Genomic DNA, 13,850 nt, shown 5'->3' with positions numbered 1-13,850 from the left:
GTAAGCCCACTACTTACTTATTTTTCAAATACTTCTTCGCATAGGAGTGCGGAGTTTCTCCCACTATGTCTTTGAACACTTTGAAAAAATAACTATAATTGTTGAAGCCGATACGAGAATACATTTCTTTGAACTTCTGGTTGCCATTCTCTATATATTGCTTGCTGAGCTCTATTTTGAAATGATTGATGGATTCAGTGAAGCTCCTGCCGGTTTCCTCTTTGAATATGCGGCTTAGATAGGAGGGGGTGATCCCAATTGTGACTGCTGCTTCCTCCAGCGTTATGCCCTGTAAATAATGCTCATGAATCAGCTTCATGGCTTCTTCGACGTTTTTGGAATATTTCCCTTGGGTCTGCAGCCGTTTGATGTCTTCGACGAGTCGATGGTAAAGTGCTTTGATCCAAATCTGGATTTCAGGCAAATGGCTGCTTTTAGGCAGGCTGCTGTCTGTAGTCACGGAAATCCAGTGCACGTCTGCACCTATTTTTTTGCCCACGCGGTGAGCAAGATTGATCATTTCTTCGATAAGAAAGGTGAGCTGAGGAAACCCGCTGGAACGAGCCGTAAAAGCAATAAACACTTCATCGATAATGGCATCGATTTGGGAGGTATTGCAAATGAGAATGGAAGCAAGCAACTCTTTCTCTTGACGGATGGTAAGTGCCATCATTGGCGTGGAGCCTATAGAATTAGCGTGATTTGAATTGTAGCCTGCAGGAGATGCAGCTGCAAAGCCCGTTCCACCACCCCCTGTACCAGGAGCTCGAACAACTGGTTCAGACTGTAAATGCGTGATCTTGCGATCCATTGCATCACATGCGTGCCGATAATAGCTGGGCAGCTTGTCGATCTGATGGCATACTGGACTATGTCCGAAGGCAACAGAAACTGTATAGATCATCTGCAGGGTTTGACTTACCTTGTCGGCAAAGGTTTGTATCGATTGAAGGATTGGCGTTTCGCTGCGGTATTCCGGATAAGATAAAATAAAAACAAGCGAACCATGCCCCGTGTAAGCAACACAGCCTTTATGTACATCGCCGATCAGCTGTCGGCAAAGCTCTAGAATGGAACGGATGAACATACTGCGGTCCTCCCCTATATGCTTCTCGGCCAGCATAACGTTATGCAGCATTTGCATGACGAGGACAACTGTATTCTTCGTATAGGGCTTAAGAATCGCTGCAGCGGCTTCATCCATTAAAGCAGAACCGTCACTTTGCGCTAACTGCTGGATCACAGACTCCAAATCAGCGGTAGATGCTTTCCGTTCTTCCAGTTTCCCTGCAGAGTCATGCGTATTTTCTGTATTAGGGCTTTTCCCAAGCTTATTAGAAGCGCGTTCCAGTACATCCAGTAAGCTTTCTGGATCCAGCCGATGCTTTAATAAATAGTCGACAGCCCCGCTGTTCAGAGTATCGCGGACATAATCGAAATTGTCGAAATTGCTTAAAATGATTGTACTTACGGCTTTGTAATGCTCGCTAACATATTGGCATAAAGCAACGCCGTCCATTAACGGCATATTGATGTCAATTAACACAATATGCGGTTGTAACTCCTTAATCAATTCCAGGGCTTTCAGTCCATCTTCGGCCTCCCCGCAAAGCACATACCCATATTCTTCCCAATCAATCATGGCACACAGTTGGTTTCTAGCCAGCAGCTCGTCATCGACAATCATGACCCGAGTATACATGAGCAACACCCCTTTTTAATAGTTACTGCTATCTATGCCTTACTGCTTTTTCTCATTTCGGGTATCGTAAACTCCACCGTTGTGTACATGCCCAGTTCACTCAGGATAGCGATGCCGTATTCATTGCCAAAGGTTCTGCGGATGCGTTCATTAACGTTTTTCATCCCAATGCCGTTGAAGCTTTCATCATGCTCGGAAGACTCCAAAACTCGTTCGATTTGTTCAGGTGTCATGCCGATGCCATTGTCGGTCACCTCGAACTTTACCCGACCCAGCTCGCTGTAGATGCGGATGGTAATGAACAAATTCTTGTTAGACTGACCGAGGGCGTGAATCATCGCATTTTCAAGGATCGGCTGCAACACGAGCTTCAGAGTCTGACAATCCAAAATTTCTTCCTCCGCCTGAAGCATGACCGTAATACGATCCAAATACTTGTATTTTTGAATATGAATATAGCTTCTTAAATAATCCAATTCTTCACGAATTGTAATGATTTCCGTGGTGTGGCCAAGTGTCATCCGAAGTAATTCGATAAAGGAACCAAGCAATTCTTCGACATTTTTCACATTCTGCATGCGTGCCAAATTTTTAATCGTACCTAACGTGTTGTAGATGAAATGCGGTCGAATTTGGGCTTGCAAAGCAAACAGCTCCGCTTCTCGTTTACCTTGCTCCTGTATTTTTATTTCTTTCATCAGCGTCGTAATGTTGTTCATCATCAGGTTAAAGCCTTCGCTCAAGCCGCCGATTTCATCCTTGGACACTACATGAGGGCGTGCTTGCAGATTCCCTTCACGTACCTTCTTCATTGTAAAGCTGAGATGCTTGATATTCTTCGTAATTTGGCGAGAGAGCGCAATAGAGACAAGCAGCACTGCAAAAAAGACGAGTGCTACGATCTGCCCGATTTGGCTGCGGATTCTTGAGGCATCTTTTAGCAGGGCATTGTATGGGATTAAGCCAAGCGTCAGCCAGCCGGTAATGTTGGAATGATAGCGTACTGCTAAATATCGATGGTTGTTAAGATCAAAGACGGAACTAGAAAGTGAGGTTACGGATTTAACCGGTGTATAGAAGGGCGACAGCGGACTGTTCTGCATCGTGGATTCCGCTTGAGCATGCTCTGGTTGAAATATGAAATTACCTAATGGATCGGCCACATATAACAAGCTGCCTTCAACAGGATTGATCGCAAACATCTGCTGAATCGTAGTTTTGTCAAAATCAATGATAACTACGCCGACGGGGCGATTATTCTGGCGAATGATACGAGTGAAGGAGACGCTGCCGACTGCGGGCGCATCAATCAGAATTTGGTTGTCTTTGGAGGAGGAGGCGCTTTCAAACCAAGGCTGGTCTAGAATAGAATTGAAGATTAACGAACTGCCGGTGTTGAATATTTTCCCATTTAACCCAATGATGGCAATACGCGAGATGGATGCCTTATAAGCGATTAAGGACAACAGGAAATTCTCTGTCTCTTGCTTCTCGCGAAAGCCTTCAAATGAAACAGGATCGTTAAAGCTCGTAATCGCATCTATGACATTCGGTTTGTTCGTCACAATCACCGTACTAATTTTCTTGATGTCCTCGAAAATCAGTTCGAAATTATCATTCGCATGCTTGACCGAATCAGATACATAGTTAATCGCATTTTTCTCAATGGTACGAGAGAAATTAAGGTAAGTGGTTACAGAAATAGCTGCAATCGAGAGCAGGACGATAATGCTGAAAGTAATGAATATTTTTGCTTGGATGCTTGCGGAATAATGGAGCAGGCTTTTGATGAATTTGATAAACTCGGTTAAATTAGCTCTAGTCTGCTTACTCATGAGGGCAGCACCGCCTTAGGGGATTATTTGTATTCTAATGAATATAAAAGGGATCGTCAACGAATGGATGAAAAGCAGGCAGTTAGTAGAAATCGCTTTCATTTATTTTATAACTTAATTAAAGAGGTTGCTTCATCCCTGATGATATAAAATATTTGTACTTAAATATCAAATTTATATGATCCGAAGAGGTCATAATTTTAGGACAATTCATTTACACATAAGATCCTAATATGTTGTGAAAATTTTTGATGTTTTATTGCAGAAATTTAGCATTTTCCCAAATGGAACGCATCCTATAATCAAATTATTGAAAGCGTTTTATTACAGGAAGAGGAGTCGACGAGATGAAGTGGAAAGCGTTAAGCAAAAATTATGAATTATATATCTTTCTATTACCCGCTTTATTGTATTTTGCGATATTTCATTATTGGCCGATGTATGGTGTGCAAATTGCTTTTAAGAACTATGTAACTACCCAAGGGATTTGGGGAAGTTCATGGGTAGGACTTAAACATTTTAGTGAATTCGTTAATTCATATTTATTTTGGCAGTTATTCAGAAATACGATCGAAATAACCGTGTATTCGTTGGTCATTGGTTTTCCAGTACCTATCATCTTGGCACTTATGATGAACGAGTTGAGAAGTGCACGTTTTAAAAAGGCAGTGCAAACCATCACATATGCACCTCATTTCATCTCTACAATCGTGCTTGTATCCATGTTAACTTTTTTTCTTTCACCGCAGACCGGTTTAATCAATAAGGTAATTAATTTTTTGGGAGGCAGTCCGATCCCATTCCTTACTTCTCCGGAGTGGTTCAAAACGATTTATGTATTCTCCGGGGTTTGGCAAACTGCTGGATGGAGCTCCATTATCTACATGGCAGCGTTAGCGACAATTGATCCGCAAATCAATGAAGCCGCTGTCATAGATGGCGCTTCTCGTATGCAGCGAATTTGGTACATCAACATCCCTGGGATTTTTCCGACGATTGTCATCCTGCTTATCCTTAGTGTAGGTAATTTAATGTCCGTCGGATTCGAAAAGATATATTTAATGCAGAATCCGCTCAATATGGAATCATCCGACATTATTACGACCTATGTCTATCGAAGAGGGATTCAACAATCCCAGTATAGCTTCGCTTCAGCAGTTGGATTATTTAATTCCATAATCAATTTCATTCTCCTAGTTATGGTTAATCGAATAGCCAAAAGCTTGAAACAAAACAGCCTTTGGTAAAGTGGCCTCTTGAATTAAACTTCTAAAATAGATGATGCGAGGAGTGGGAACGTGTTCTACGAAACGAGAAAAGATAAATTGTTCAACAAAGCCAATAACATATTGTTGCTGCTAATAACGGCATGCGTGTTATATCCAATCATTTTCATTATGTCTGCGTCAGTCAGCGATCCAATTAGGGTTAGTCTCGGGGAAGTTTGGCTTTGGCCAAAAGGACTGACCTTCGAGGGCTATCAGCGGATCTTTGAATTTAACCCCTTATGGGTTGGTTACCGCAATACGATTTTTTATACAGTTATCGGTACCGTTATCAATCTGTTCATTACGCTAACTTGTGCTTACTCATTGTCTAGAAAGGATTTGGTGGGCAGGAATTTTATTACACTATTATTGGTGTTTACAATGTTTTTCCATGGCGGGCTTATTCCTACATTTCTAGTCGTTAAGAAGCTAGGCTTAGTAAACACTTATTGGGCTTTGCTGCTGCCGAGTGCGGCATTTACGTGGAACATTATCATCACACGCACTTTTTTTCAGACAAGCATACCTATTGAACTTCAGGAATCCGCTCATATGGACGGCTGTTCGAATACACGCTTGTTTCTGAGTATCGTGCTGCCATTATCGAAGCCAATTATTGCCGTGATGGCTTTATTCTATGGTGTTTCTCATTGGAATTCATTTTTTGATGCTTTGATCTATTTGTCAGATAGAGATCTTTACCCGCTTCAGCTCATCCTGCGAGAAATTCTGGTGCTTAATCAAGTTAACGATATGCTTAATATGACCACTGATCAAATGGAAAGTCAGATGAAACAGATGTACATGGCGGAGATTATGAAATATGGTCTGGTGATTGTCTCCTCGCTTCCGCTGCTGATCGTCTATCCATTCCTGCAGAAATATTTTATGAAGGGATTCTTAGTTGGCGCGATCAAAGGATAGTTGCAAACGATGTTGAGCTGGTGGAGAATGAAGGGAAGTGATCGTCTATGTAAAAAAAACTAAAAGTATGGAATAAAAAGCGGGGGAAGTTTGACAGGTATTTAATAAATCAAATGGAGCGTGGACGAAAATGAAAAAGGTGTTTGTAACGTCGATGGCACTTGCATTAGCAATGAGTTTGATTGTAACTGCATGCAGCAGTAATAGTGAAAACGGGAGTCAGAATACCGCGAAGCCTACGGATACAGGGAAACAAGCATCAGAGACTCCCAAAACTAAAGTTAATGCAACTGGGTTTCCGATATCCAATGAAAACATACAGCTTACGATTATGGTCAAAAAAGCGGCAAATCAGGGTGCTTGGCAGGACCTCTGGATTTCTAAACATCTGGAAGAGAAGCTGGGAGGAAAAATCGTTGCAACGGAAGTGGACGACGCTTCATGGAATGAAAAGAAGAATCTTGCCTTTGCTGCAGGCGAATTGCCTGATTTCTTTATGACAAACAATGCATTTACATCTACTGATGTTTTGAATTATGGGCAGCAGGGACAACTGATTCGCTTAAATGAACTAATCGACAAGTATGCACCGAATATTAAAAAGTTTTTGGACGCTAATCCCGATGTCAAAAAGTCGATCACGGATCCCAAAGGTAACATATATGCGCTTCCCGGTGTTAATCCGGTGAAAAGAGAAGCCTCAATAGGACGGTATTGGATTAATAAGCAATGGCTGGATAAGCTGGGTTTGAAAATGCCTACCACACTGGACGAATTTTATACGGTTCTGAAAGCGTTTAAAGAGAAGGATCCGAATGGCAATGGCAAAGCGGATGAAATTCCAGCCTCGGGCAGTACAGCAAACCCGCTGAGCATGATTGTCCTAAGTGCTCTTGGATTGGTAGAAGGGTCATGGAATGGCATTACCTTAGATAAAACGGGCAACAAGGTCATTTATGCACCACAACAGCCAGAATATAAAGAATATTTGATCTTTATGAATAAGCTGTTCAAAGAAGGCTTGATCGATCCGGAATACTATACACAGAATATTCAAGCATACCGAGGAAAAGCGCAGCAAGGACTAGTGGGTTTCTTCTTTGATGCAGCACCAGTTCTTTCCGTAGGTGCAGAGAAATATACCGATTATCCGAGCTTTCCGCCACTAACTAGTCCTCAAAATAATACGAAAATGTGGCCTGTCCAACGCATTGTAACGCTAGGTGGACTTAGTTCAATGGCCATTACATCCAAAAATAAAAACCCTGAAGCTACCATGCGTATATTTGATTATGCCTATACGCCAGAAGGAGGTATGTCCATTCGCTTTGGTCCTGATGTGGGTGTGCTGCGACAAGATGCTGGCGTTGTAAAGAACAGCGATAACACATGGCAATTTAAGAATCCTGCAGATATTGACAGCTATACCTATCGTTCGAAGTTCGTGACCAATATGAGCTTGACATATACAGATCAGTTCTCAGTCAATAATAAGGAAGCGCCAGATTCGATATTCTTAACTCAGAATATCGTGAACAACCAGATTCCTTACGGAAAACCAATTTATCCAAATGTCTTTCTGACGGCAGCGGAGACGGAAAAAGTCAATAAAATTCAAACTGATCTCAAAACTTATGCTGAACAGCTAGAAGCGAAATTCATTTATGGAGAGACACCTATCTCCAAATGGGATGAGTATATTGCTACCTTGCAGAAAATCGGTTCAAAAGATCTGATCGACGTTTACCAAGCGGCCTTCGATCGTTGGAACAAATAACTTAAGCAGCGATTGAGAGCTGGCATAAGCAAGGTGGTGATTATGTTATTGCCGTATATACGGAAGCTTATAATGCAGTGAAATAACTTTTGTAAACAGCCGAGGGAGTGGAGAATAAGTATCTTCACTTCCTCCATTTTTATATTTGGGAGGGAATATTGATGAAAGATCACCAAATTAGAATGAGAATGCGTGTAAACAAACGGATTGTTAGCATTTTGCTGACATGGATACTAGTGCTTCAACTTTTTCCAGCCGCCCTATATGCCGATGATTCAGACCCTTCCGAATCGCCAGCAGATTACGTGGTGTATGTCGATGGCGTGGGATCAGGGGCAGAAGACGGTACGACACGGAATAATGCTTTTCAATACTTGTCGGAGGCATACGGAGTATTTGCTAGTTCGTTGGAAGCGGGTGAAAAGGCGGTTATCGTCATTGCCGGACCCGTATCAATTTCAAATGACACAGGGCTGGTGAAACCGGCGAACAGGGCAGATGCCTACGCATTACCGGCTCATCAGGGGCTAGTCGTGCTTACAAGCCAATACGATGAGGAGGATTACACATCAACCGGGAGCTTGGCGTTTAACAACAAGGTACTCCATCTATTTGGCGACACGAAGTTGGAGAATCTCGTCGTCTCCTCAGCGCTGGCGACATTGTTTGGGGGATACCATGCGATTCACTTTGGAAAAGGCATCAACTCCAATGCATCGGGGAATTGGGTTGTAAAGGATATTTACGGTGGGACCAATGTGGATGTCGGACTCGCAACCCCAATCAATCATACATCGATAAGGATTGAAAGCGGGAAATACGACAACGTATACGGAGGTGGTTCCTACTATCAAGGTGTGATCCTGCGGGCGAAGAATTACAGCAGCCACATTACCATGGATGGCGGGACCGTGAGCAACATTTTCGGAACGGGGTTGGGGAATACAGATAATCCTCACCAGAAAAGCGTGAAGATTGACATGAACGGGGGAACGGTAGGCAATATCTATGGGGCCCATAAAGAGGGAACGGTTTATGAAGGTATTGAAATCAACATCAAAGGTGGAACGGTGACAGCTGCTGTATATGGTGCCAATCAATATGTCCGTCCTCCAAGCGGCAGCAACATGTCATTTACGCCAACCTTGTTTGGAAGTGTGACGGTCGCTGTCTATCAAAATGCAACAGCAGGATCTATTTACGGTTCAGCAACGGGAGCGAATGTCGTCGGAGAAAGAACAGTGGTGCTTGACGGGTTCGGGACTGAAGAAGCATTAGCAAGTCCAGGGAGTACGCTGGGAAATGCAGATGTGCTGAAGCTGAACCACTCCTACTTGAAGTTGGGAAGTGCGAACGCAACTTTTTGGAGCGGCTTGGACGGTCTAAAGATGACGGATGATAGCCGCCTGAAGTTGGAGTTTAATCCCGGTGCATGGCCGGCGCTAGGACTTTCGGTGTTGAAGACGCAAGCACGGTATGTGCTGGATGTACCGCTTATCACCGCCCCATACGGTACAGCCAATCTGTTTGCCCTACAGACTCCTTTCCAGTATGCATTAGGTTATGAACCAGGCGATGCGTCAACCGATGCCCGTTGGCAATTGTCTCAAAGCTCCGACCCTTCCGACTCGCCAGCAGATTACGTGGTGTATGTCGATGGCGTGGGATCAGGGGATGAAGACGGCACGTCACGGAATGATGCTTTTCAATACTTGTCAGAGGCGTACGGAGCATTTGCCAGTTCCTTGAAAGAGGGTGAAAAGGCGGTGATCGTCATTGCCGGACCTGTATCGATTTCAAGTGACACTGGGCTGGCGAAACCGGCGAACAGGGCAGATGCCTACGCTTTACCGGCTCATCAGGGGCTAGTCGTGCTTACAAGCCAATACGATGAGGAGGATTACACATCAACCGGGAGTTTGGCGTTTAACAACAAAGTACTGCATCTATTTGGCGACACGAAGCTGGAGAAACTCGTCGTCTCCTCAGCGCTGGCGACGTTGTTTGGAGGATACCATGCGATCCACTTTGGAAAAGGCATCAGCTCCAGTGCGGCGGGGAATTGGGTTGTAAAGGATATCTATGGTGGGACGAATGCGGATGTCGGACTCGCAACCCCGATCAACCATACATCGATCAGGATTGAAAGTGGGAAATACGACAATGTATACGGAGGCGGTTCCTTCTATCAAGGTGTGATCCTGCGGGCGAAGAATTACAACAGCCGCATCACCATGGATGGAGGGACCGTGAGCAACATTTTCGGAACGGGGTTGGGGAATACAGATAATCCTCACCAGAAAAGCGTGAAGATAGACATGAACGGGGGAACGGCAGGCAATATCTATGGGGCTCATAAAGAGGGGACCGTTTATGAAGGTGTTGAAATCAACATCAAAGGTGGAACGGTGACAACTGCTGTATATGGAGCCAATCCATATGTTCGGCCTCCGAGCGGCAGCAATATGTCCTATACGCCAACCTTGTATGGAAATGTGACGGTCGCTGTCTATAGTAATGCCTCAGCAGGATCTATTTATGGTTCAGCAACGGGAGCGAATGTCGTTGGAGAAAGAACCGTGGTGCTGAACGGGTTCGGGAATGAAGCAGCATTAGCAAGTCCGGGGAGTACGCTGGGAAATGCAGATGTGCTGAAGTTGAGCCATTCTTACTTGAAGTTGGGTAGTGCGAATGCGGCTTTTTGGAGCAGCTTGGACGGTCTAAAGCTGACGGACGATAGCCGCCTGAAGCTGGAGTTTAATCCCGGTACATTGCCGGCGATAAGACTTTCGGTGTTGAAGACGCAAGATCAGTATGTGCTGGATGTACCGCTTATCACCGCTCCATACGGTACAGCCAATCTGTTTGCCTTGCAGATTCCGTTTCAGTATTCATTAGGTTATCAACCAGGCGATGCGTCAACTGATGCCCGCTGGCGATTGTCCGACGATGGTTTCTCGATTGGGCAGAGAGGAACGGATGGCTTGCCGCTTAACGTCGATTTGGGGTTGCCGGCAAACTATAATGCTGTGATGGACGGCGAGTCTGTATTCGATCGGTATGAACAGCGGTTAGAGGAGCTTGGTGACGCTGCGGAAGCTGCCAACGTCATTGTACCTGCGGTAGTTCAAGGCGAAGTAGAGATTTATGTTGCACCTAACGGAAGCGACACCAATAGTGGCAGTAAATTAGCGCCATTGCTTACGATTCAAAAGGCATTGAGCTACATTCCCTTGATTCGGTCCAGTTTGAACGTTAAAGGGATTGTGATCTATTTGCGTGGAGGTACTTATATCACAGAAGAACCCATTGTGCTGGGCGAGCAGCATTCTGGAACCGACGAAGCGTCTGTGATCCTGAGCGCATACATGAATGAAGAAGTGCATATCGCAAGTGGTATCGAAATAAGTGGCAACAACTTCTCTTCTGTAACAGATGAGTCGGTAAGAGAAAGATTGGCTCCAGCTGCTTCGGATCATATTGTCGTGGCTGATTTGCGAGCACTTGGCATTACTGACTACGGCTCTATCGTATCTGGCCGGCCTGGTGGTCCGACTTACCAGGTATTCATGGACGGCGAGGCGATGAGGTTGGCTCGTTATCCCAATGTTACCAAGCTTCCACTTGGAAAGGTGCTCGATATTGGGCCAGTAACAGCCAGTTACAGCAGTTTTGCTCAAGGTACGAATGCGAGTTCTACAGGCATTGAATTTATTGAGGGGAATAATAGACCCTTTAAGTGGCTGGATAAAGACAACGTTTGGCTGAATGGATCATTGTTTGCGGAATGGGATACACGAAATCTGCGTATTTCCGACATTAAGCAAAGTTCATCCAGTATTAAGCTGGCTGGGGGGACTACTCTCGGTGCAATAAGCGGCCCCGATCAGACTTACTATTATTATAATGTGCTTGAGGAAATGGATGTACCTGGCGAGTTCTTTCTTGATACGGTGAATGGACTTTTGTATATGTATCCGATTCACGATTTAACCTCTGCAAAAGTGACCTTTGTGTCCAAACCTCATGATATTGTGCAATTAAAAGGGACACGGAATGTCGTATTAAATGGCTTAATTATTGAATACGGCGGTAAAAACGGGATTGTCATGGATAACAACAACTACAAGACGCTTGTCCAGAATAGCACCGTACAGTATATTGCACAAACAGGTGTCGTTATTGCCGGCAAGGAAAGCGGATTAATCAAATCCACCATACACGATACCGGGAATAATCCGGCGAGTTTTACAACCGATTCCGATTATTTTGATTACACGCCGGATCATAACTTTCTGCAAAACACCTATATTTACAATACCGGCCGACTCAATCCCGAGTATGGATATGTTCACTTAAATGGCGTAGGCAATGTAGTCTCGCACAATTTGATTCAAGGCACTTACGGTGTCAGCATCTATACCACCAATGTCAACGAGTCAATCGTCGAGTATAACGAGATTGTCGGCGGACCCGTAGAAACTTATGATAGCGCGGCAATTTACGCCATAGGCTTCCCAGTGTCTAAAGGCAATCATTATCGCTACAACTATATTCATGACATCGGTATTTCATCAGAGAGCTACAATCCGCATGGCATTTATTTTGATGAAAGCTCCTCTGAGAATTATGTATACGGAAATGTCATGAATAACATTCCCACTGGATTTTTCACAAATTCTGGTGGAGACAATGTAGTGACGAATAACATCGTCATGCATGGCAGGTCAAATTCAATTGCCTCCATCTGGGGAAGCTCTAATTTTGACCACTTTACACTGCCACAGCGTCTACTACGTGCACCACTTTTGCAATCTAGTTATAACCTGTATCAAAGTATGTCAAGCACAGCAAAAGCTGCCTTGAGAAGTAGACAGCCTGCGCTGTGTGACTATTACGATAAGATGCAGGAGGTACTAGCCGAACGTGCAACTCTGGGCAGTGCTTATGTAATAACGGCCAAGGAACGTGAGCTTGTAAAAGCCAGTGGCAACGCATTTATCGGGAATATATCCTATGATCACAAAAATATTATCGCCAACGGAACCAATCATACGGTAGAACCTAATTTGGTTACGGATATAGATCCTTTTGTCGACTCTGTTAATGGAGACTTTTCCCTGAAGAGTGGCATGGAGCTGGAGTTCGCGTATAACCCGATTCCATTCGAGCAAATAGGAATTATCGGAACCAAAAGGGGGATAGGAGACTTCAACCAGTATGGTCCGATTAATGGCAGTCATGGGGAAGTGTATTCAGGTGATGTCTTGCTGCAATGGACCCCAGCGGCTGGAGCAGACCATTACTTTGTTACCGTGGCCACGGACGAAGAATTGACGCAAAACGTGAAAGTTATGGATACAGAAAAGGCTTTCCATCGGTTGGCAAACGATGATTATTTCCAATATGACCACACCTATTATTGGACGGTTACAGCTGCTACGTATGCAAATTCTCGAATACGTACACCGGTCAGCCACAGCCAAGTGTATTCATTTATGACAATGACATTTGAGGAATATTTGGCAGCAAACAAAGCCGACACGGCTAATTTGGAACTCGCAATTACCCAAGCTGTGGCTTTAGTGGGAACAATAGAGGAAGGAATTGACCCTGGGCAATACGTAGTTGGTGCCAAGTCTGCACTTGAGGCCGCAATTGTTGATGCTGAGGTGATTTTGGCAGATGCGGAGTTCAAGCTGCAAGAGGAAGTGAACACGGCAACCGAAACACTATGGCAGGCGATACAGGAAGCAGTTACCCACAGGAATATTGCCTTCCGGACTTTCGATACCGATCAGGTTAAATGGCGTGAAACCGGTGATGCCGTGCCGCCCCGTATAGCTGTTACCCAAAACGTAAATGAATTATCTATGGGGGTTACAGGCAGTGTTACTGAGATTGTGTATACGGAAAAGGTCGATCTTCGCGAAATCCTGACATTTAATTTCTATTTGGAGGATTTGGTGCAATGGAATGGTTTTGTAATAAGACAATCCAGCAAAGATGTCATAGCAACCAAAGTCGCAAACACGGACTCTTATTTTATTGTCATTAAGGGCGACCAGTTGGAGCTGCAAAAGCGTAAAGGTGGGGTCAGCTATGGAAATCTAGCTGTCGTACCTAATAATGATGTAATTCTAACCTCTGGACAATGGTACAACGTAGAACTGGGAGCATTGAATGAATCCGGCGGAACAGTTCGTGTTTTATTTAAGATCGATGGTGTAACGGTATTTGATTATGTAGATACGACGGATCCGATCTTGGAATCCGGGTATTTCGGAATTGTGCTGCAGGAGGCCAATGGCATAGCCAAACTTCGAGCGACTGATTAGACACCT

The 13,850-nt window shown here is 44.3% G+C and carries 6 protein-coding genes; 4 read left to right on the top strand and 2 right to left on the bottom strand.

Features of this window, described 5'->3' with window-relative positions; translation table 11 throughout:
* Positions 1-13: 13 nt before the first annotated feature.
* The gene (locus HQN88_RS05785; protein WP_173109276.1) at positions 14-1,702 is read right to left on the bottom strand and encodes a response regulator transcription factor; all 1,689 of its coding nucleotides are present in this window, start codon (positions 1,700-1,702) and stop codon (positions 14-16) included.
* Positions 1,703-1,734: 32 nt separating this feature from the next.
* Positions 1,735-3,537: a sensor histidine kinase gene (locus tag HQN88_RS05780; RefSeq protein WP_173109275.1), complete on the bottom strand. Its 1,803-nt coding sequence runs from the start codon at positions 3,535-3,537 to the stop codon at positions 1,735-1,737.
* Positions 3,538-3,884: 347 nt separating this feature from the next.
* Between HQN88_RS05780 and HQN88_RS05775 the strand changes: the two genes are divergently transcribed.
* The 4 genes from HQN88_RS05775 to HQN88_RS05760 all read left to right on the top strand — a co-directional run bounded on the left by HQN88_RS05775 (position 3,885) and on the right by HQN88_RS05760 (position 13,844).
* On the top strand, positions 3,885-4,784 hold the full coding sequence (locus tag HQN88_RS05775) for an ABC transporter permease (protein WP_173109274.1): 900 nt from the start codon (positions 3,885-3,887) through the stop codon (positions 4,782-4,784).
* Positions 4,785-4,835: 51 nt separating this feature from the next.
* A complete protein-coding gene (locus tag HQN88_RS05770) occupies positions 4,836-5,729 on the top strand; it encodes a carbohydrate ABC transporter permease (RefSeq protein ID WP_173109273.1) in 894 nt (297 codons plus the stop codon).
* A 130-nt stretch (positions 5,730-5,859) separates the two neighbouring features.
* Positions 5,860-7,506, top strand: a complete 1,647-nt coding sequence (locus HQN88_RS05765; RefSeq protein ID WP_173109272.1) for a type 2 periplasmic-binding domain-containing protein — start codon at positions 5,860-5,862, stop codon at positions 7,504-7,506.
* A gap of 161 nt (positions 7,507-7,667) precedes the next feature.
* Positions 7,668-13,844 (top strand): right-handed parallel beta-helix repeat-containing protein, encoded by a 6,177-nt coding sequence (locus tag HQN88_RS05760; RefSeq protein ID WP_173109271.1) that lies wholly within the window; start codon positions 7,668-7,670, stop codon positions 13,842-13,844.
* Positions 13,845-13,850 lie beyond the last annotated feature (6 nt).

This window comes from Paenibacillus qinlingensis, from assembly GCF_013204845.1.
In the GTDB taxonomy this organism is placed as follows: Bacteria; Bacillota; Bacilli; order Paenibacillales; family NBRC-103111; genus Paenibacillus_E; species Paenibacillus_E qinlingensis.
Note: the sequence above shows the minus strand (reverse complement) of the source record. Positions and strands in the feature narration are given on the sequence as shown.

Coding starts and splice junctions, on each gene's coding strand:
- HQN88_RS05785 (WP_173109276.1), bottom strand. CDS start 1,702: ATGTATACTCGGGTCATGATTGTCGATGACGAGCTGCTGGCTAGAAAC.
- HQN88_RS05760 (WP_173109271.1), top strand. CDS start 7,668: ATGAAAGATCACCAAATTAGAATGAGAATGCGTGTAAACAAACGGATT.
- HQN88_RS05780 (WP_173109275.1), bottom strand. CDS start 3,537: ATGAGTAAGCAGACTAGAGCTAATTTAACCGAGTTTATCAAATTCATC.
- HQN88_RS05765 (WP_173109272.1), top strand. CDS start 5,860: ATGAAAAAGGTGTTTGTAACGTCGATGGCACTTGCATTAGCAATGAGT.
- HQN88_RS05775 (WP_173109274.1), top strand. CDS start 3,885: ATGAAGTGGAAAGCGTTAAGCAAAAATTATGAATTATATATCTTTCTA.